The 20,720-nt window shown below is 40.6% G+C and carries 21 protein-coding genes; 12 read left to right on the forward strand and 9 right to left on the reverse strand.

The window, feature by feature from the left end:
• Positions 1-167 precede the first annotated feature (167 nt).
• The 3 genes from A9479_RS10460 (at position 168) to mrcB (ending at position 4,208) form a co-directional block, all read left to right on the forward strand.
• A complete protein-coding gene (locus A9479_RS10460; RefSeq protein WP_010391070.1) occupies positions 168-506 on the forward strand; it encodes a P-II family nitrogen regulator in 339 nt (112 codons plus the stop codon).
• 9 nt (positions 507-515) lie between these two features.
• Positions 516-1,745 (forward strand): ammonium transporter, encoded by a 1,230-nt coding sequence (locus tag A9479_RS10465; RefSeq protein ID WP_028835487.1) that lies wholly within the window; start codon positions 516-518, stop codon positions 1,743-1,745.
• A 138-nt stretch (positions 1,746-1,883) separates the two neighbouring features.
• Complete coding sequence (gene mrcB, locus A9479_RS10470; RefSeq protein ID WP_064663387.1) at positions 1,884-4,208, forward strand: penicillin-binding protein 1B; 2,325 nt, start codon at positions 1,884-1,886, stop codon at positions 4,206-4,208.
• Between the two features lie 65 nt (positions 4,209-4,273).
• On the opposite strand, the gene hemL is transcribed toward mrcB, so the two are convergent.
• The 4 genes from hemL to A9479_RS10490 all read right to left on the reverse strand — a co-directional run bounded on the left by hemL (position 4,274) and on the right by A9479_RS10490 (position 8,853).
• Entirely contained in the window at positions 4,274-5,554 is a 1,281-nt protein-coding gene (gene hemL / locus A9479_RS10475) for a glutamate-1-semialdehyde 2,1-aminomutase (RefSeq protein ID WP_024601882.1), read from the reverse strand.
• Between the two features lie 37 nt (positions 5,555-5,591).
• Positions 5,592-6,608: an aspartate carbamoyltransferase gene (locus tag A9479_RS10480; protein WP_064663388.1), complete on the reverse strand. Its 1,017-nt coding sequence runs from the start codon at positions 6,606-6,608 to the stop codon at positions 5,592-5,594.
• Between the two features lie 111 nt (positions 6,609-6,719).
• Positions 6,720-7,154 (reverse strand): CopD family protein, encoded by a 435-nt coding sequence (locus tag A9479_RS10485; RefSeq protein ID WP_010391077.1) that lies wholly within the window; start codon positions 7,152-7,154, stop codon positions 6,720-6,722.
• Between the two features lie 16 nt (positions 7,155-7,170).
• Positions 7,171-8,853, reverse strand: coding sequence for a chloride channel protein (locus A9479_RS10490; RefSeq protein ID WP_016899367.1), 1,683 nt, complete (start codon positions 8,851-8,853; stop codon positions 7,171-7,173).
• A 238-nt stretch (positions 8,854-9,091) separates the two neighbouring features.
• Here A9479_RS10490 and erpA point away from each other — a divergent pair, with 238 nt between their 5' ends.
• Positions 9,092-9,430 carry an iron-sulfur cluster insertion protein ErpA gene (erpA, locus tag A9479_RS10495; RefSeq protein ID WP_002958911.1) on the forward strand — a complete coding sequence of 113 codons (339 nt, stop codon included), beginning with the start codon at positions 9,092-9,094 and terminating at the stop codon, positions 9,428-9,430.
• A gap of 57 nt (positions 9,431-9,487) precedes the next feature.
• Here erpA and A9479_RS20090 read toward each other — a convergent pair whose 3' ends face one another.
• Positions 9,488-9,676: a hypothetical protein gene (locus A9479_RS20090; protein ID WP_013464338.1), complete on the reverse strand. Its 189-nt coding sequence runs from the start codon at positions 9,674-9,676 to the stop codon at positions 9,488-9,490.
• A 361-nt stretch (positions 9,677-10,037) separates the two neighbouring features.
• Here A9479_RS20090 and A9479_RS10505 point away from each other — a divergent pair, with 361 nt between their 5' ends.
• Positions 10,038-10,277, forward strand: coding sequence for a helix-turn-helix domain-containing protein (locus A9479_RS10505; RefSeq protein ID WP_008111877.1), 240 nt, complete (start codon positions 10,038-10,040; stop codon positions 10,275-10,277).
• A 68-nt stretch (positions 10,278-10,345) separates the two neighbouring features.
• On the opposite strand, the gene A9479_RS10510 is transcribed toward A9479_RS10505, so the two are convergent.
• Genes A9479_RS10510 through A9479_RS10525 form a run of 4 tightly spaced genes read right to left on the reverse strand, consistent with a single transcriptional unit; the run spans position 10,346 to position 14,110 of the window.
• Positions 10,346-11,725, reverse strand: coding sequence for an MFS transporter (locus A9479_RS10510; protein WP_016899368.1), 1,380 nt, complete (start codon positions 11,723-11,725; stop codon positions 10,346-10,348).
• A gap of 52 nt (positions 11,726-11,777) precedes the next feature.
• Positions 11,778-12,398 carry a peptidylprolyl isomerase gene (locus tag A9479_RS10515; protein WP_013464341.1) on the reverse strand — a complete coding sequence of 207 codons (621 nt, stop codon included), beginning with the start codon at positions 12,396-12,398 and terminating at the stop codon, positions 11,778-11,780.
• A 2-nt stretch (positions 12,399-12,400) separates the two neighbouring features.
• Positions 12,401-12,961, reverse strand: coding sequence for a YajG family lipoprotein (locus A9479_RS10520; RefSeq protein ID WP_064663389.1), 561 nt, complete (start codon positions 12,959-12,961; stop codon positions 12,401-12,403).
• The gene (locus A9479_RS10525; RefSeq protein ID WP_013464343.1) at positions 12,962-14,110 is read right to left on the reverse strand and encodes a methyltransferase; all 1,149 of its coding nucleotides are present in this window, start codon (positions 14,108-14,110) and stop codon (positions 12,962-12,964) included.
• A 43-nt stretch (positions 14,111-14,153) separates the two neighbouring features.
• On the opposite strand from A9479_RS10525, the gene A9479_RS10530 reads away from it, so the two are divergent.
• From A9479_RS10530 to A9479_RS10560, 7 genes are all read left to right on the forward strand, one after another.
• Positions 14,154-14,753: an alpha-ketoglutarate-dependent dioxygenase AlkB gene (locus tag A9479_RS10530; RefSeq protein WP_064663390.1), complete on the forward strand. Its 600-nt coding sequence runs from the start codon at positions 14,154-14,156 to the stop codon at positions 14,751-14,753.
• Between the two features lie 69 nt (positions 14,754-14,822).
• The gene (locus tag A9479_RS10535) at positions 14,823-15,134 is read left to right on the forward strand and encodes a BolA family transcriptional regulator (protein ID WP_013464345.1); all 312 of its coding nucleotides are present in this window, start codon (positions 14,823-14,825) and stop codon (positions 15,132-15,134) included.
• A gap of 109 nt (positions 15,135-15,243) precedes the next feature.
• On the forward strand, positions 15,244-16,437 hold the full coding sequence (gene fabV / locus A9479_RS10540) for an enoyl-ACP reductase FabV (protein ID WP_064663391.1): 1,194 nt from the start codon (positions 15,244-15,246) through the stop codon (positions 16,435-16,437).
• 354 nt (positions 16,438-16,791) lie between these two features.
• Complete coding sequence (locus A9479_RS10545; protein WP_013464348.1) at positions 16,792-18,135, forward strand: Na(+)-translocating NADH-quinone reductase subunit A; 1,344 nt, start codon at positions 16,792-16,794, stop codon at positions 18,133-18,135.
• 1 nt (position 18,136) lies between these two features.
• Positions 18,137-19,342: an NADH:ubiquinone reductase (Na(+)-transporting) subunit B gene (locus A9479_RS10550; RefSeq protein WP_008111893.1), complete on the forward strand. Its 1,206-nt coding sequence runs from the start codon at positions 18,137-18,139 to the stop codon at positions 19,340-19,342.
• On the forward strand, positions 19,335-20,084 hold the full coding sequence (locus A9479_RS10555; protein ID WP_024601889.1) for a Na(+)-translocating NADH-quinone reductase subunit C: 750 nt from the start codon (positions 19,335-19,337) through the stop codon (positions 20,082-20,084). Before A9479_RS10550 ends, A9479_RS10555 begins: the two co-directional genes overlap by 8 nt.
• The gene (locus A9479_RS10560; RefSeq protein ID WP_006791491.1) at positions 20,084-20,716 is read left to right on the forward strand and encodes an NADH:ubiquinone reductase (Na(+)-transporting) subunit D; all 633 of its coding nucleotides are present in this window, start codon (positions 20,084-20,086) and stop codon (positions 20,714-20,716) included. Before A9479_RS10555 ends, A9479_RS10560 begins: the two co-directional genes overlap by 1 nt.
• The last annotated feature ends 4 nt before the right edge of the window (positions 20,717-20,720 follow it).

Below are 20,720 nucleotides of genomic sequence, written 5' to 3' on the forward strand. Positions count from 1 at the left end.
AATCCTGCATTTTGCATAAAAAAAGCGCACCTAAATGGTGCGCCTTTTTGTTTTATATATTATTTATTTTTTTAAGTTCATGTTTTTATTATTAATTAAAAAATGGCACAAAGGTTGGATTGTATAGAGGAAATACAATAACAAGCTAGCGTCCTAAGGGGGCCTTTGTGAAAATGATCAGTGCAATAATAAAGCCATTCAAACTAGATGATGTGCGTGAAGCACTCGCTGATTTAGGCATCGAAGGAATGACAGTGGTTGACGTTAAGGGATTTGGACGTCAAAGAGGGCATACTGAGTTATACCGTGGTGCTGAATATCAGGTTGACTTTATACCTAAAATTAAACTTGAAATTGCTACTCGTAGTGAAAATTGCCAACGCGTTGTAGAAACCATTACCAAAGTCGCTGGAACGGGCAAAATTGGTGACGGCAAAATTTTTGTTTACGACCTAGACCAAATCGTCCGTATTCGTACTGGCGAGCTTGATGATGATGCAATTTAAGGGGGCAACATGGAAAATACAATTATAGAGCTGAAATTTTCGCTCGATACGTTTTACTTTTTAATGTCTGGTATCTTAGTCATGTGGATGGCAGCCGGTTTTGCAATGTTAGAAGCGGGTTTAGTGCGCTCTAAAAATACCACAGAAATTCTAACTAAAAATATCGCGCTTTATTCTATCGCGTGTACTATGTTTTTGTTGATAGGCTACAACATTATGTACGTAGATAATGTTGAAGGCGGCGTTATTCCTTCGTTTGGTGGGCTAATAGGTAGCCAAGCGGCAGATGCTAATCATTCACTAGAATCTGACTTTTTCTTCCAAGTAGTGTTTGTTGCAACGGCCATGTCTATTGTATCTGGCGCCGTAGCAGAGCGTATGAAGTTATGGGCTTTCTTAGTGTTTACAGTAGTACTTACAGGATTAATTTACCCAATTGAAGGTTACTGGACATGGGGTGGCGGCTTCTTATCTGAATTAGGCTTTGTTGATTTTGCAGGCTCTGCCATTGTCCATGCAACGGGTGCGGCTGCAGCGCTTGCGGGTGTAATTCTACTGGGTGCACGTAAAGGTAAATATGGTAAAAATGGTGAAATTTACCCAATTCCAGGTTCAAATTTGCCGCTTGCTACATTAGGCACATTCATTTTATGGATGGGTTGGTTTGGCTTTAACGGCGGATCACAGTTATTAATTTCAGATAAAGAAAACGCAACAGCGGTAGGTCAAATATTACTTAATACCAACGCTGCTGCAGCTATGGGCGCAATTTCAGCCTTGTTCTTATGTAAACTGTTATGGGGCAAAGCTGATTTAACCATGGTACTTAATGGTGCACTTGCAGGCTTAGTGGTTATTACTGCAGACCCATTATCACCATCACCACTAATGGCGTGTTTATTTGGCTTACTAGGTGGCTCATTAGTGATACTTAGTATTGTCGCACTGGACAAAGCGAAGATAGATGATCCCGTGGGTGCTATTTCTGTTCATGGTGTGTGTGGCATCCTAGGTGTCGTGCTAGTACCTGTTACTAATGCTGAGGCTAGCATTGTTAATCAGTTGATTGGCCTACTATGTATTATTGGTTTTGTGTTTATTGCTTCATTCATTGTATGGGCAATCCTCAAGCAAACCATGGGTATTCGTGTTACCGAAGAAGAAGAGTTAAACGGTATGGATCAACACGATTGTGGTATTGATGCTTATCCAGAGTTTGTATCAGTTAGAAGTAATTAATTAAAAGTATTGTGTGTTCAATCAAAGCCCGACTCTGTTAGGGCTTTTTTGATTTCAGGGGAGGTTAATTTTTCAGGTGCTAGAGTAATGTGATAAGCTCCTCGCGTTAAATTAACCTTCGGAATATATTACACTTAAATGGCTGAAAAAAAGAAAACATCGACCAGTAAACCCTCGACTAAGCGCGCTACTAAGTCATCTGCGCGAAAAAGTGCGACTAAAAAAACTTCAAGTACCACAAAACGGCCACTTTTTAAAACGTTGTTTTCTATTTTTTGGAAACTGAGTCTGGCGACGTTTATCGCCATTGCACTTTATTTTATTTACCTTGATGCAAAAATAACTCGCCAGTTTGAAGGTAATAAATGGCAACTTCCGGCACAAGTGTATGCTCGCTCAATGACGTTTTTTCCAGGCCAGTTTTTATCAGAGCAAGAAGTATTATGGGAGCTTAAGCGCTTAAACTACACGCCAGTTAATCGCTTAAGCCGGACTGGGCAGTATATTAAAACAGCCAATAGTATTAAGATTTTTCGTCGTGACTTTGAATTTTATGATGGTTTAGAGAGCGCTCATGTTATTGAGTTGCGTTTCTCTGGAGAGAAGGTAGCCAGTATTAAAGATAAGTTTGGCCGTCGCTTAAACACTGCCAGATTAGAGCCTGTACAAATAGCCCGTATTGGTAATGACTCAAAACAAGATAGAGAGTTTGTACCATTAGATAAATTTCCTGACATGCTTAAAAATACCTTATTAGTAGTTGAAGACCGCGATTTTTATGATCATCATGGTGTATCGGTATTTTCAATTTTACGCGCTTTGTATACCAATATTCGCGCAGGGCGCACCGTGCAAGGGGGGAGTACATTAACCCAGCAGCTGGCTAAAAATATTTACCTCACCCGTGAGCGTTCGTTAGTGCGTAAAATTAATGAAGCCTTTATTGCGCTTATTCTTGATTACCGTTACTCAAAAGATCAGATTCTCGAAGCCTATTTAAACGAAGTGTACTTAGGTCAGTCATACAACCAAGGAGTACATGGAATGGGGCTGGCCGCCGAGTTTTACTTTGCCAAACCTGTTGATGAACTCGAGTACGACCAAATTGCCTTGCTGGTGGCTATGGTTAAAGGCCCATCTTATTACAATCCTAGACGTTACAAAGAACGTGCGATGGATCGTCGTGACCTAGTGCTGCGTTTAATGGTCGATAACAAACTTATTTCTACTAAAGAGTATAGAGCCTCGTTAAAGCGCGCAATTGATATTGCACCAATGAAAGCCAGCTTGCAAAAGTCTTATCCAGGTTACTTAGAGTTGGTTAATCGCGAGCTTAAACAGCTACTACCCGATCAAGACGTATTGGATGCGGGTGTGCGTGTATTTACCTACTTTGATTTACAAAAACAAACCGCGATGGAAGAGTCGATTCAGGCCAGTTTACCTTATTTAGAAAGACGTCCAAATACCAAAGAGTTAGAAGCGGCGATGATCTCCGTTAATGTTGAAAAAGCCGGTGTATCAGCGTTAGTCGCTGGACGTGATGTACGCTACTCAGGATTTAACCGCGTGCTCGATACCAAACGAAATATTGGCTCATTAGTTAAACCTGCAGTGTATTTAAGTGCACTGCAGCTTCCTCATTATAACTTAGCGACGTTACTTGATGACTCGCCTGTTCAAGTCACCAACGAGGAGGGTAACGTATGGCAGCCAGAAAACTTTGATCATCAATACCGTGGTGCCATGCCTCTTTATAAAGCATTTAGCCACAGTATTAATATACCGGCAGTTAACTTAGGGCTTGATGTAGGCGTGGATAAAGTGGCTAACACGCTCAGGGGATTAGGAGCTAAAGGCTATATTAATGAATACCCATCGTTATTATTAGGGGCTATTGAAATGTCGAGCTTTGAAGTGGCACAGCTTTATACTACGATTGCAGCAGACGGTGAATACAGAGAGCTGACGTCTATTTCTGCGTTAACCGACTCTGTTGGTAAAGTACTTTATAAGCACAAAGTAATTAACGAGCAACGCTTTGATAAAGATGCCATGTACATGACCAAATATGCTATGAAGCGAGTAACTAAAGATGGCACCGCTAAGCGCTTAAACTTACATTTTCCGTCAATCCAGTTGGCAGGTAAAACAGGCACCAGTAATGAATTACGCGACAGCTGGTTTGCTGGATTTGATCAAAATACAGTAACGGTTGCATGGATAGGCCGTGACGATAATAAAAGCACCGGCTTAACCGGCAGTGTTGGCGCGCTTGAAACCTATATTCGTTATTTAAAACCGCTAAACCCGCAAGCAATTGCCGATACCCGTCCGCCTTCAATTAGGTGGGCATTTGTAAACGAGCAAACTGGGAAGCAAGCACCACCGGGCTGTGGCAAAGTGATTCAACTGCCACTTAGAGCCAGTGAGTTTAAACCAAGACCAGAATGTATTCGTTAAATAGTAAAAACAAAAAAAGCCCGAAAGGGCTTTTTTTATGGGTAAGCGTTTTTAAAAACTAAACGTTATAGCTTAGCAAAAGCGCGCTCTGCTGCTTCAATCGTTGCTTGAACTTCTTGCTCTGTGTGCGCAGCACACACAAAACCAGCTTCAAACGCTGAAGGCGCTAAATAAACCCCTTCTTCAAGCATTAAGTGGAAGAACTTTTTAAAGCGCTCTAAATCACATTCAGTGGCTTGTTTGTAAGTAGTTACTTTTTCTGCATCGGTGAAGAAAAAGCCATACATACCGCCAGCGTAGTTAGTCGTTAAGGCAATACCTGCTTTTTTAGCTGCGGCTTCAAAGCCTTCACAAATCGCTTTACTAATGGCTTCTAACTTATCATGCACGCCAGGAGCGCTTAGTAGTTCAAGTGATTTTAAGCCTGCTGCCATCGCAATAGGGTTACCTGAAAGTGTACCCGCTTGATAAACAGGGCCTACAGGAGCTATGTAATCCATGATTTCTGTTTTACCACCAAACGCGCCTACTGGCATGCCACCACCAATTACTTTACCTAAACAGGTTAAGTCTGGTTTGATGTTGTAATACGCTTGAGCGCCACCAAGGGCGACACGAAAACCTGTCATTACTTCATCAAAAATAAGCACGGATTGATACTGATCACATACTTCACGCAGACCTTCTAAAAAGCCGGGCACTGGTGGAATACAGTTCATGTTACCGGCAACTGGTTCAACAATAATACACGCGATTTCATCGGCGTACTTGGCAAAAATCGCTTTCACTTCTTCAATATTGTTAAACGAAACGGTGAGTGTGTGCTTAGCTAAATCTTCAGGAATACCTGGAGAGTTAGGTACACCCATAGTTAATGCGCCAGAGCCGGCTTTTACTAGTAATGAGTCTGCATGGCCGTGGTAACACCCTTCAAATTTTAAGATTTTGTCACGACCAGTAAAACCACGGGCTAAACGAATTGCACTCATTGTTGCTTCAGTACCAGAGCTCACCATGCGTACTTTTTCGATTGATGGTACTAGCTCTTTTACTTTTTCAGCCATTAAAATTTCAGCTTCAGTAGGCGCTCCGTAGCTTAAACCATTTTCTACCGCGTCATGCACTGCTTGTTTAATTTCAGGGTGATTGTGGCCCATAATCATTGGACCCCAAGAGCCTACATAATCGATGTAACGGTTGCCATCAGCATCAAATGTAAACGCGCCCTGTGCTTTAGTAATAAACAGCGGAGTACCACCTACACCATTAAATGCACGCACTGGCGAATTTACTCCACCAGGAATAGAGTCTTGAGCTCGTTTAAATAAGTCTTGGCTAATTGTCATGAAAAATCCTATTGTTTTATCACTTTAAAATTAAAGCTTAGCTGTCGCGTTTGCGGCTAAACCAAGGAACGCTTACTTCATACTGCTCGACTTTGTTTTCTACGTCGAGGGTTAAAGCAAACAGTGCCATACGAATGAGTACGCCATTTTGTACTTGGCGGAATATCGCTAGATTGTCGTTAGCATTTAAGTCGTTATCAAGTTCGTTTGCCTCTAGGCGACTATCGCGAGGAAGCGGGTGCATTAATACTGAATTAGGTTTGCAATGAGTATTATAAATAGACTGGCTAATTCTAAATCCACCACGATACTTATTAGCTTCTTCTTGTGATGGAAAACGCTCTTCTTGGATTCGTGTTTGATAAACGATATCGGCTGCTAAGTTACCTTCCATTTTATCTACCAGTTCAATTTTATGACCGGCATTTTCAATCGCAGATAAAATTGAGTCAGGCATTTGCAAGCCATTAGGGGCAACCATCGAAAACTTAATGTCTTTGTAATGGCACAGTAACTTAGAGAGTGAGTGAACAGTACGGCCATATTTTAAATCGCCGACTAGCGCAATATGCATACCATCGATATTTTGATCGAAGCGGTTAAGTTCACGCTCAATAGTTAATAAATCAAGCAATGCTTGGGTAGGGTGCTCATTGGGTCCGTCACCACCGTTTATTACTGGTACGCTGCAACCTGTTGCAAATTCAGCTACCGAGCCTGAGTCAGGATGGCGCATAGCAACAGCATCAGCATAAGCTGAAATAACTCGTGCGGTATCATAAAGTGATTCGCCCTTAGCAAGCGCAGAGCTTTGCATGCCGGTGGTTTCACGAACTAGTCCACCGAGTAAGTTAAACGCAGTGCCAAAACTAACACGAGTACGTGTACTGGGTTCAAAAAACAGATTTGCTAAAATAGCGCCTTCAAGCACGTTGGTCCGCTTTTGTTTTTTAGCGTATGGCTCCATTTTTTTTGCCACAGCAAATATGCGTTCAATACAGTCTCGGTCGAGTTGATTAACAGAGAGTATATTTTCACCTTGGAAACTGAACATGGGGTTATTCCTAGTTATTCAAAAAGGCGCGATAATCCACAAAGGAGCACGCAATCGCGCGTATTATACAAACTTAGTATGCGACTTGGCAGCGTAATTTATAAGCCTTTGCTAAAAGCTTGGCTTAATAATCGCCAAAGCGACAATAACGAGTAGCGCTAAAACAGGTAGCTCGTTGAAAATGCGATAAAACCGATCGCTTTTGGTATTTCTATCGTGTTTAAAATCAGCTAACAATTTGAAACAGTAGCCATGATAAATATATAAAATAATCACCAGCACGAGTTTGTAATGCAGCCACATGCTGTAACGAAACCATTCTCGGCCGTATTCAACAATAGTCAATACGCCAAATACTGCGGTAAGCACCGCAAAGGGTGTAACAAAATAAAGTAGCCGACGTTCCATTACTTTTAGCATTGAGTTACACGATTTTTCTTCACTCATAGCGTGATAAACAAAAAGTCGAGGTAGGTAAAAAATACCGGCAAACCAAGCAATCATAAAAAATACGTGCAAGGTTTTGTAGATTAATAATGCGCTCATATTGTTCTCATTATTGTTAAAGTAAACTGTTACGTATGGTTAAAATATGGTGGATTTGATCCCACCTTAGTAATCCCATAATTTGTTGATTATCTAATAAGTTATATACATAAAGTGCACCACTTCGTTTATCATTCAAAATTTCAAATGCATCTGCAAGGGTGGCTTGGCTGCTAATACCTTGTAAGCTAATGTATTTTATATTGACCGCCTGATCAGACATTAAACTTAAGTCATATTCAGCTAGGCGATAACCATTTTCTTCATCAAATACAATTAATGGTGTTTGACTGTCCATGGCATCTAGACTGTTTTTTATTTGCTCTTTATCGTCGGAGTAGAGCAGTTTAAAGTCTTCATCCATGTCATCCATCACTCCTACTTTCTGTAAGGCTTCAGTGGCGGGAGAGACATGATAGGGAAGCCCTTGAAAGTCTAATTGCTGTAAAAATATAGAGCGGTTACCAAATACCTGTAAAGCTGTAACGTAGGCGGTAGTAATGACGATCATCGCAGGCACAATAATTTCCGGTGACGAGGTCAGCTCCATCACAGTGGTCAGTGCCGCTAAGGGGGAGTGTAGTGTGGCCGCTAATAATCCTGCCATGCCCAGCACCCCGTAAGTGCCGGCTATATCGGTGCCGGGGCTAATAAATTGAGCAAAAAATGCCATTAAAGTACCGGTTAAAACGCCCAGCCCAATAACCGGACCTATCAACCCACCAGGAATACCTAAGCCAATAGCAAATAAGGTGGCTAATAACTTAGCAATTAAAATAGTGGTGAGTAGTTGAATATTTTCAGGTGACTCAACCGCAATAGTGATAGCGCTCATACCCGAGCCCATTGCTTGTGGAACTGCATAGGCAATTAAGCTGGCAATACACCCTGCAATCATTAAACGTGGAAACATACTAAGTGGTTTAAAGGTTTTAATAATTAACATTAAATTCTGATTAAAAGCATAAGCCACCGCGCCTAATCCCATGCCGCATAAAATTAAATAGGGGTAGTGCCACCCACTTAAGGGGGCAATGGTTATTAGCGCAAGTTCTGAGCCCTCACCAAATACAAACTGTGTTGCTAATGCGCCGGTAACGGCTGCGAGCATAATCGGCACAAAAATATGCACTTTGTATTCTCTGAGCACCACTTCCATTACAAAAATAACCGCAGCCAGGGGGGTGTTGAACGATGCAGCAATGCCCGCGGCAACACCACAACCACTGAGGGTACGCATAGCGTTGTGGGGTAAGTGTAGTTTATTTGCTAATATGCTTGCCCCCGCTGCTCCCATATGCACTGAGGGGCCTTCGCGGCCAACAGAAAAACCGCTGATCAGTGCCAGCGCGCCGCCTACAAACTGGTTAACCGTATTATAAAGTGGCATTTGCCCGTAATGACGTTTTATTCTGTGTATTACAAAAGGGATACCCAAGCGGTAATGTTTAAAGCCGGTAAAAGCCGCAAATGTGGCTATCAGAAGTGCAGCAATCAAAGGCATTAATACCCGTTCTAGGGTAGGGAGAGTAGTAAAGTCGTCAGGGGTTTCTAAAAATAAGCTTTGAAAAAATAAAATGGTTAGGCGAAACAGTATAATGAAAAATGCAGCAATTAATCCGGCACTTACGCCCAATAAGCATAATTGTACGGATGTTTTTGGTTTTGCTAATCGACGTCTCAGTCGCTCAAGCCACATGCTTTATTTCCCCGTAGCATTTTTAGGCGTCAAGTTTATCAAAATAGTCTAGGGAAGTCCTTGAGATTTTTAACAACCGATTAATTTAAATTAAATTTATAGTATATTGATTCACAGAACAGATTAAACGCGCATTGTTTTAATTAAAGCTTATAAACGCGAGCTTACTATACTTGATTAAAACACTCAGGTATTAGATAATCTGGTGCATTAGTATAAAGGTATTGAGGGTTATAAAATGTCTGAAGAATTACCCATTAAGTTTAGCGACGCAGCCGCTGTGCGTGTTAAACAGTTAATCGACGAAGAAGAAAACCCAGATCTAAAACTGCGTGTTTATGTCACAGGCGGTGGTTGTTCAGGTTTTCAATACGGTTTTACTTTTGATGAAAAAGCGAATCCTGGCGATTTAGAAATTGTTAAAAACGGGGTTACCTTAGTCATTGACCCAATGAGTATCCAGTATTTAGTTGACGGTGAAGTAGACTACACCGAAGGGTTAGAAGGGGCACGCTTTTTTGTCTCTAACCCTAATGCCACAACAACGTGTGGCTGTGGCGCTAGTTTTAGCGTGTAAAGATACCGTTATTTGAAAAAAAACCGCTTAATTAGCGGTTTTTTTATGTGTTTAAAATCATAACTCAGTTGGTCTGTATTCTGTTATTTGCATTATTAACACAAAAAAACCAAGTACGAATGCAGAGAAAGCTAAAATATAGATAAAGCCTTTTTTACCCTGTTTGATTGGAATTGCATAATGGCGCAAAAAAAAGTACCAGCCCAAGCATAAAATAATAGGCAGTAAAAAAAGTAGTCTAAACATGATTTAGCCTTTTTAAGCAAATAATAAGTTAATAATAAACGGCTTATATTTAAATGAAACAAAAAAGTTATAAAATATTTAACCTTATTCAGAGTTAGTAAATATTTGTTGTTAAACTTTAATCGCATAATTACTAATTAATCATTCAGATCAACGGTGAATGGTATATAATGTATCCAAGAGTGAAACGGGCAAGGTTTCATTTTTCACAATAATAAAGTGTTAATACATATTTGAGCGTTTTTATTGGTTGAATTGTAAGCGTTTACACTGCGCTTTAGTGAGTGGTTGTAGGTTTACAGTGTTGGCGATTTTAAGCGCTTAGCTATATGTATATTTAAACAACGAGTAGGAGTTGTATATGATGGGTAAAACCGTATCTTCGGAAGAAAATGCAAAATTAACAAAGTGGCTTAAAACTAAACGCCATGAAAAAGGCTACACCATGCGCAGCTTAGCGCAAATATTGGGTACGCCACATTCTTTTATTGGCAAAATTGAAAATCAGGAACGTCGTTTAGATGTAATTGAGTTTGTTCGCTACTGTAATGCATTAGAAGTCGACCCGTATGAAGCATTAAGCTTAATTAAAGCTGACTAACGCTTTCTTTTTGGCTGTAATCGTAAAGTTAAATTAGCGTCTACAGCCAATACTAGTGCAGGGATGCATTAGGTATTTTTATGATAATTTTGCTCTAGTGAATATAGTTTGTGCCTAATTAGAAATAAAAACACTAATGAGGGTAAAACCATAAGTGCAGTTAATACAAAGAACAATGACCAATTTCCCATTAGCCAATCATCAATAACCACGCCACTGTAACTCGATAATAACGTACGCCCTAAGTTGCCCAGAGATGCTAGTAGTGCGTAATGAGTAGCGCTAAACGCTCTGTCACACAGCATAGATATAAAAGCAACCATTGCCACTAAAGACCAAGCTTGGGTAAAGCCATCAACTACAATTGCCATTGCATATAAGTGCTCTTGTGGACCAGCTAAGGCAATCCAAGAAAACATTAAGTTAGATGCTGCCATGGCTACGCCACTAATAAATAAGCCTTTCACAATGCCATATTTATGGTTAAAAATACTGCCCAAAAAGGCAAATACAATGGTGATTAACCCCGTGCCGAGTTTTGAGTAATTTGCTATTTGCGTATTACTAAAGCCAACTTCTTTATAAAATACAATCGACATCCGCGCTAAAAATGCTTCACCAATCTTAAATAAGAAAATAAACGCCAGCAGCGCCAACGCGGTTTTAACGCCATTTTTAGCAAAAAAGGTTTTAAACGGATCAACCACGGTAACGCCTAGCCATGCGAGCGTTTTTGTCAGTGGTGTTTGTTTAGTTGCGGCGAGTTTTTCAAGATAAACACGTTCTAGTTCGGCATGTACGGCTTCGCGATTTGATTGTGGCTCTTTAGCCCAAAATACACAGCTAATTAATAACAGCATAATCGCGGATAAAAAATAATACACCTGTGGCCAGTCAATATTTGGCATATCAGCCATGTAAAAAGGCACAGCTCCTAATAAAGCATAGCCAGTCCACCAACCTGAGGTGGCCATTGCAGCAGCCGCGGTGGCTTTGTGAGATTCATTTTCACTAAGGGTGTCTATTCGAAAGGCGTCAATTGCAATATCTTGCGTGGCAGAGGCTATAGCGATTAACAAGCAAAGTGCGGCGGCAACCGCTAGGTTTGCTTTCAAATCAAGTCCTGCAAGTAGCAATGTGCCAAGCAAAATAAAGCTTTGGCAAAACAGTATCCAACTACGGCGCTGACCAAGCCAATTATATAAAAAGGGCAGTTTAGTGCGGTCGATTAAAGGTGACCATAAAAAGTTGATGCTGTAGGCACCAAACACAATGCCAAATAGGCCAATCATGCTGCGGCTCAAACCTTCATCTTTAAGCCATGCCGACATTACTGAGCCAATTAATACCCACGGAAAGCCACTGCTCATTCCAAATATAAAAACATTAATCAAACGTTTATCTTTAAAATAAGAAAAGTATTCGCTAACAGAAAGTGTGCTATTCATAGGGCTCATTGGCTTATACAAAGAGCAGCTAAGGCTGCTCTTATTAAAAAAGTTATAAAGGAACTTGCTCAAGCACCTTAATATTTAATATAACGACCGGTTTTTCGGGTACAAAGTTGTAGCCAATTTTGTCATTAAATCCGGTTTTTACAGCCATGATTTTATCGAGTGTTTCATAGCCTTCCATCACACTGCCAAACACTGCAAATCCCCAATCACGGCCAGGGTTTAAATGATCGTTATCATCCATATTAAAAAAGAACTGACGCGTTCCTGAGTGTGGTTCACGGTCTTGATAAGCCATCGCAATGCTATACATATCGTTTGTTAAGCCGTTACCGCTTTCATTAAAAATAGGGTCGTTTTCATGTAGGCCATCGTAATCTTTATCATAACCACCGCCTTGAATTACAAAGTCACGATCATTTTCTACGTCGCGTTCTACACGATGAAACACACTGCCTTGATAGCTTTTATCCGACACGTACGTTAAAAAATTATTGACCGTAATAGGAGCTCTTGAGCGGTCTAATTCAACCACAATGCTGCCCAACGATGTCACAATTTCTACCCGAGGAAAAATGTTATCTTTTTGCACAAAACGACCCTCTTGAGCCGCTAAGCTACTAACGCTAAATAATAAGCTTACGCAGATTAAAAAAAGTTGCTTCATTGTTAACCTTCTAAAAATGCAATTAATTCTGGGTCAGATACAATGCGGGTAATTAACTGCTCAGTCAACTTATTGAGCTGACCTTCAACTTTTGCCCTATCGTGACCAAGCGGGCCAGATAAATTAGCATTACCGCTGTAGCGTTTACTAAAATTACTGGTCGGGCGAATCACCCGCACTTCAAATTCAATCTTGGCTTCACTGGTATGGCTCATTAGCGTTTCTGTAACTACCGCTTGCAGCGTGCGAATATCTAACTCAAAACGCAATTGCGCTAAATTAGAAATGCTAGCGCCATTGCGACTCAGTGCACTGTCTAGCGCACTTTTAACCGATTCAGTAATACCCGTACTGGCAATGGTTTTGGTTTTGCTCGATTCAATTAGCTTTAAGGTTGCACTGTCACCACGTAAATCAATCACGCTGGTGTTTAAGCTGCTGTTTATTGAGCTTATTTGACCACTTTTATACACAGGGTTGAGAATAAGCTGATTAGGCTGATTGGCACACCCCGAAAAAACCACTAATGTACAACAGCTCAATAATGCTTTTAAGAGTTTCATTTATAACGTCCCACTATTTTTAGTTGCGCTGAGTACCACAAACTTTTTATTAGAGCCTAATAAAGTACAGTTACCAAACATACGGTTTAGTTTGTCGTGGTAATCTAGATGGCGGTTACCAATAATACGCAGCTCGCCACCTTCTTTTAATGTGTCTTTTGCTTGCTTGAACATTTGCCATGCTATGTGGTCGGTAACCGCTTGTGCTTGGTGAAATGGCGGATTACACAATACAATATCAGCGCTTTCACGTTCAAAGTCAGTTAAACAATCATTCTCTATAAAGGTACATTGTTCAAACTTGTCTTCCATGTTGAGCTCAATGTTGAGTCGAGCTGATTCAACCGCCATATATGACTCATCAACAAAACTAATATGAGCATTAGGACAGCGCGCTAATGTCATTAAACCAACTACGCCATTGCCACAGCCTAAATCAATAATATTTTTGGCTTTATTTGTTTGTGGCAAATAATTAAAAAAGAATCGCGCACCAATATCAAGTGAATCACGTGAAAACACATTGGCATGATTGCTTATTGTAAAATCAGTGCCTTCGAGCGGCCAGCTCACTGGGAAATCTGCACCTTTATAACCGCCAGCGGCTTGGCTAATAATTAAACGTGATTTTTTTACTGCGAGGCTTGTTTTCGTCTCACCAATAAAATCTTCAAATGCTTTAATCGTAGAGTTATGCACGTCTTTAGTTTTTGCAGCACCAATAACAGGTGTACCAGGTGCTAGCACTTCGCTTAATTCAGATAACTGATACTGTAAAAAAGCCAATGTGCGTGGTACTTTTACCAACACTAGGTCTACTTGCTCAGGTAGAGCCGATAAACTATCAAGCTGGCTAAACGCAGTTGTTGCGATTTTGTTTTGCGCTAAGTTATAAGCCGCCGCCTGATGGCTAATATATGAGTCGTTTACTGAACAAACAGTTAATTGTTGTTTGCTAAAGTAACAGCTAAGTGCACCAAAGCTGTCGTTTAAGATCAGCAATGAGCGACAATCAGGGTAGTGTTCATTAACATAGTCAATGAGGTATTCGTCTGCTGAATCCCACGCTTGTAAGCTGCGGTTTTTTTGATCCAAAGGAAAGCGTTCAAGAGTAAAGGTGTTATCGCCGAGCGTAGCTTGCGTAGTCATAATAGTTTAATGATCGGTAATCAAATGATAGGTAAATTCTAACATGCAACCGCCAAACGCCAACCCCCAACTGTTACCAAATGGCTTTTCTTATCAAAGTAGGGTGCTTAGTGCGCAAAAAAGCCTCGATTTATTTTATTATTTGCAGCAAAACTTAAATTGGCAACAACCAAATATAACGGTGTTTGGCAAAACGGGGCCAATACCAAGGTTGCAATGTTTTATCAGCGAAGAGAATCTTGAGTACGGCTATTCTGGGCATAAACTCGATTTAGAGCCTTGGCCAGACGTATTACTTGCTATGCGAACACGTTTAGAAAATCACCTACAGCAACCGTTTAATTCAATTTTGGTTAATTATTATCGTGATGGCCACGATAGTATGGGCTGGCATAGCGATGATGAGGCGCAGCTAGGGCCTGAGCCTATCATAGCCTGTGTATCGCTTGGCGCAGAGCGATTATTTAAACTTAAACACAAAGTAAGTAACAGCATTACTAACATTAAATTACAAAGTGGTAGCTGTTTAATAATGAGCGGCCAAAGCCAACAAAATTACCAACATGCATTGCCCAAACAAACAACGCTTAAACACCCTCGAATAAGTTTAACGTTTCGCTATATTAATAATAGTTTCAGTTAAATAGCATTAGCCATGGTATAGCCGCAGTTGTTATAGTAAGGACATAACTGAATTTTGAGGATGGTTTTTATGTCAATGCAAGAACAAATACGTAACAAGCTAGCCGATGCGATTGCGTGCAAGCATTTAAATGTGATCAACGAAAGCCATATGCACAGTGCAGGCACTGAATCACACTTTAAAGTGATTGTAGTCAGTGAGGAATTTGCTGGTAAGCGATTATTGCAGCGTCATCGTGAAATTAACGAAATTTTAAAAGATGAGTTGGCAAATCATATTCATGCGCTTGCGATGCACACTTACACCCCTGAAGAATTTACTGAGCACGACGGTGAGGCACCGCAATCGCCTAACTGTATGGGTGGCTCAAAAATTGGATAACAGGTAGCTAGAAGGTGGTTTGAGCAGAGCGTAACTGATCAGATCAGTTTTTTTTGTTTTAGCCTTTAAACTAGCGCTAATTTTTATTGTAAAAGATATAGGATGATCAATGGTCATTAAGCCTAAAATTCGCGGATTTATCTGCACCAATGCACACCCAGTAGGCTGTGCAGAGCATGTACAAGAACAAATTAATTATGTTAAGCAGCAAGGGGCATTAAAAAATGCACCTAAAAATGTATTAGTTATTGGTGCGTCTACAGGTTATGGCCTAGCGTCTCGCATTACCGCTGCATTTGGTGGTGGCGCTAAAACATTAGGTGTGTTCTTTGAAAAAGAAGGCACTGAGCGTAAAACAGGTTCTGCGGGTTGGTATAATACGGCGGCGTTTCAAGCAGCCGCTGAAGCTGAAGGTTTATGGTCAAAAAATATTAATGGTGATGCGTTTTCTAACGAAATTAAACAAAAAACAATCGACACCATTAAAGCTGAATTAGGTAAAGTTGACTGTATTATCTACAGCTTAGCGTCACCTCGTCGAACTGATCCAAATACCGGCGAAGTGTTTTCTTCAACGCTTAAGCCAATTGGTAATGCGGTAACCACTAAAAACTTAAATACATCAAAGCGTGAAATTGATGAAGTAACCGTTGAAGCGGCAAACCAAGACGATATCGACAACACCATTAAAGTAATGGGTGGCGAAGATTGGGAAATGTGGATTGACGCACTTAAAGACGCTGATGTACTCGCAGATAACTTTAAAACCACGGCTTACACTTATATTGGTAAAGAACTAACGTGGCCAATTTACGGTCATGCAACAATTGGAAAAGCCAAAGAAGATTTAGACCGTGCCACTGCTGCTATTAAAGCTGCTACCCAAGATTTAAATGGTGAAGCCTACGTTTCATCGCTTAATGCGGTTGTTACTCAAGCAAGCTCTGCAATTCCAATCATGCCACTTTATATTTCTGCCTTATTTAAAGTGATGAAGGCTGATGGCACTTACGAGGGCACAATTGAGCAAATTCATGCGCTATTTAGTGAGAACTTATACGGTGATTCACCTCGCTTTGACGAGGGCGGGCATTTATTCCAAAACTATAAAGAACTGGAAGATGACGTTCAATCTCGCGTTCAAGCCATTTGGGATAGTGTAGATACAAACTCAATTGATGAGTTAACCGATTATATTGGTTACCATAATGAATTTTTACGCTTGTTTGGTTTTGGTATTGACGCGGTTGATTATGAACAAGATGTAAATCCTGTTGCACCTATTGCCAATATGATTGACTAACTTGTCGCTGATAGCGCATTTTTGAAAAAGTCGCCTTGTGCGGCTTTTTTGTTTTTAGCTTTGATTTGAAAAAATATTTGCTAATTGTTGGCTAATTTACCACTTTGGTCTAGCTTGTATTTTATTAATTGTTAATTACAAAACTAAATAAACGTTTCTCTCGTATAATTTTCATAAATACACTCGCATAGTCAGCCACAATAATGTTAAAATCAAAGCAATATGTGAGGAGTTTTACTGCGCTGCTTGTTTGGTATTTATAGCGAGTCATTTTATATAGCTTGCAATAATACAAATAGCGGCGTGGTTAGTACGATTTTTCAGTTTCTTTCCGTTAATGTAGTGCAAGTGCGTATGATCAATATAAAAAAAGGTCTGGATTTACCCTTAGAGGGCGCACCTCAGCAAGTTATTCATGATGGTTCTACCGTCAAACGTGTAGCTGTGCTAGGTGAAGAGTTTATCGGTATGCGTCCAACCATGCATGTTCGTGTGGATGACCAAGTCAAAAAAGGCCAGGTACTTTTTGAAGATAAAAAGAACCCAGGCGTATTATTTACTGCACCAGCTTCTGGTACAGTAAAAGAAATTAATCGCGGTGCTAAACGTGTTCTGCAATCTGTTGTTATTGAAGTAAACGGCAGTGAGCAAATCACCTTTGGTTCTTTCTCGGAAACTGAGCTTAACAGCTTAGACCGTGAAAAAGCTAAAGAAGTACTAGTTCAATCGGGTCAATGGGTAGCACTTCGTGCTCGTCCATTTAGTAAAGTGGCGGCGTTGGATGCAAATCCGAGCTCTATTTTTGTGACAGCTATCGATACCAATCCACTTGCTGCAGATCCTGCAGTAATTATTGCTGAAAATGCGAAAGCGTTTGAAGCAGGTTTGGCTGTTGTGTCACGTTTAACCGATGGCAAAGTATTTGTTTGTAAGCAAGCAGGTAGTCAAGTTCCTAGTTCACCTATTGCTCAAGTAGAAGTACATGAGTTTGGTGGCGTGCATCCGGCTGGCCTTGTTGGCACTCATATCCATCACCTTGACCCAGTATCTGCTAGTAAGCAAGTTTGGCACATTGGTTACCAAGACGTTATTGCGTATGGTCACCTTTTCCTTACTGGTGAAATTTACACAGACCGTGTGATTTCGCTTGCAGGTCCGCGTGTTAAGAATCCTCGTTTAGTGAAAACACAATTAGGTGCTTCACTTGATGACTTAGTTGCAGGTGAATTAGAAGACGGTGATAACCGTGTTATTTCTGGTTCTGTACTTGCAGGTGCTACGTCGTCTGGCGTTCATGCATTTTTAGGTCGTTACCATGTTCAAGTATCTGTATTACTTGAAGGTCGCGAAAAAGAATTTTTTGGCTGGATTGCACCAGGTAGTGATAAATTCTCTGTAACGCGTACATTCTTGTCTCACCTTACACCGAGTCGTTTATTTAAAATGACAACGTCTACGGGTGGTTCAAAACGTGCCATGGTTCCACTTGGAAGCTATGAGCGTGTTATGCCACTTGATATTTTGCCAACGCTCTTATTACGTGACTTATTGTCTCGTGATTTAGACAGTGCAATTTCATTAGGTGCGCTTGAATTAGATGAAGAAGATTTAGCGTTATGCACCTTCGTTTGTCCTGGCAAATACGAGTACGGCGCAGCCCTACGCGATTGCTTAACTACGATCGAGAAGGAAGGCTAAAATGGGCTTAAAAACTTTCTTAGAAGATATCGAACCGCATTTTGAACCAGGTGGTAAGCATGAGAAATGGTACGCGCTGTATGAAGCCGCTGCGACTATTTTTTACACGCCAGGTTACGTAAACAAAGGTTCAACTCACGTTCGTGATAACATCGACCTAAAACGCATGATGATTTTAGTGTGGATGGCGACGTTCCCTGCCATGTTCTTTGGTATGTTCAATATTGGTCATCAAGCGGCAATCGCGCTTGGTAATGGTTTTGAACTAGCTAACATTTGGCAAGTAGGTTTATTCCAGTTATTAGGCGGTGAGTTAACCGTTGATGCTGGTTGGGGCGCAAAAATGTTCTACGGAGCATGTTTCTTCCTACCTATTTATGCAACAACCTTTATTGTCGGTGGTTTTTGGGAAGTATTGTTTGCTTCTGTGCGTAAGCATGAAGTAAATGAAGGTTTCTTCGTAACCTCTGTATTATTTGCATTAATCCTGCCTGCAACGATTCCTTTATGGCAAGTTGCGCTAGGTATTACTTTTGGTGTAGTTATCGCAAAAGAAATATTTGGTGGTACAGGTCGTAACTTCTTAAACCCTGCGCTTGCTGGTCGTGCGTTTTTATTCTTCGCATACCCTGCACAAATTTCAGGTGACACAGTATGGACTGCCGTAGATTCATTCTCTGGCGCGACTATGCTTGGTCAAGCGTTTGCTGGTACGTTAAATTACGCGACTGATATTGAGCTTTGGTGGAATGCGTTTTACGGATTCATTCAAGGTTCTATGGGCGAAACGTCTACACTAGCTGTACTTATTGGTGGTTTATTCCTAATTTACGTGCGCATCGCGTCTTGGCGTATCGTGCTAGGTGTATTCCTAGGTATGGTAGTAACCTCATCAATACTAAATACTATTGGTTCTGAAACCAATGCTATGTTTGCTATGCCTTGGTACTGGCATATGGTATTAGGTGGTTTTGCATTCGGTATGTTCTTTATGGCAACTGACCCTGTATCTGCTGCATTTACTGATAAAGGTAAATTAGCATACGGTGCGCTTATTGGCTTTATGGTTATCATGATCCGTGTTGTTAACCCTGCATACCCAGAGGGCATCATGCTAGCAATCTTATTTGCTAACTTGTTTGCACCTTTATTCGATCACTTTGTAGTGCAAGCTAATATCAAGCGGAGGTTGGCACGTAATGTCTAGTAATAACGAATCAATTGGCAAAACGCTAGCTGTTGTTGTCTCATTATGTTTAGTGTGTGCAGTTATTGTATCGCTAACATCTGTACAACTTCGCCCTCTGCAAAAAGCAAATAAAGCAAAAGATATTCAAAGCAATATCTTAGCTGCTGCTGGTATTGGCAAAGTTGATAACGTTGCAGAAACGTTTGAAGCTAAAATCGAAACCCGCTTTGTTGATATGCAAAGTGGTGAGTTTGCTGAGCCGGTAGAAGATTTCGACTTTGAAAAAAGCAAATATGATGCTGATTTAAGCAAGTCTTTAAAAGAGAATGGTATTAAGGACATCGCCGGTATTCAACGTATTACCAAGCGTGCGCCTGTTTACATCTCTAAAAAAGACGATGGCTCTACTGATGCAATCATCCTTCCTATTCAGGGTTATGGTTTATGGGGTTTAATGTACGGTTTTATCTCGCTTGAAAGCGATGGCGAAACTATTAAAGACATTATTTTCTACAAACATAACGAAACACCTGGTTTAGGTGGTGAAATTCAAAACCCACAGTGGACTGCAACGTGGGAAGGTAAAGAGTTACCAATCCAAATCGTTAAAGGGACTGCAGCCGGTGATGAGCATAAGATCGACGGTCTTTCAGGTGCTACATTAACGTCTAACGGTGTTGACCATGCAGTTGATTTTTGGACTGGCGAAAATGGCTTTGGCCCTTTCCTTGCGAAAGTACGTAAAGGAGCATTGAACTAATGGCTGATACTAAAGAAATGAAGGCGGTCCTATTCGGTCCAGTTTTCGCTAACAACCCAATCGCATTACAAGTACTTGGTATTTGTTCTGCGCTAGCGGTAACGTCTAGCTTAAAAAATGCATTAATCATGTCAATCGCATTGACCTTGGTAACTGCATTCTCTAGCCTTTTTATCTCGACTATTCGTAACCATATCCCATCATCAGTACGTATCATCGTACAGATGACGATTATTGCATCATTAGTAATCGTGGTTGACCAAGTACTACAAGCTTTCTCTTACGCTACGGCAAAAGAGTTATCTGTATTCGTTGGTCTAATCATTACTAACTGTATCGTAATGGGTCGTGCTGAAGCTTATGCAATGAAGTCGCCGCCATTAATGTCTTTCCTTGATGGTATTGGTAATGGCTTAGGTTACTCTGTAGTGCTTCTTACTGTTGGCTTTATTCGTGAGTTATTCGGTAAAGGTTCACTGTTCGGTGTTGATATTATTCCATTAGTACAAAATGGTGGTTGGTACCAACCTATGGGTCTATTGATCTTACCACCGAGTGCATTCTTCATTATTGGTTTATTCATTTGGGTACTTCGTACTTATAAGAAAGACCAAGTAGAAGCTAAAGCGTAAGGGG

Origin of the sequence: Pseudoalteromonas sp. MQS005 (assembly GCF_001661605.1) — a bacterium.
GTDB classification, from domain to species: domain Bacteria; phylum Pseudomonadota; class Gammaproteobacteria; order Enterobacterales; family Alteromonadaceae; genus Pseudoalteromonas; species Pseudoalteromonas tetraodonis.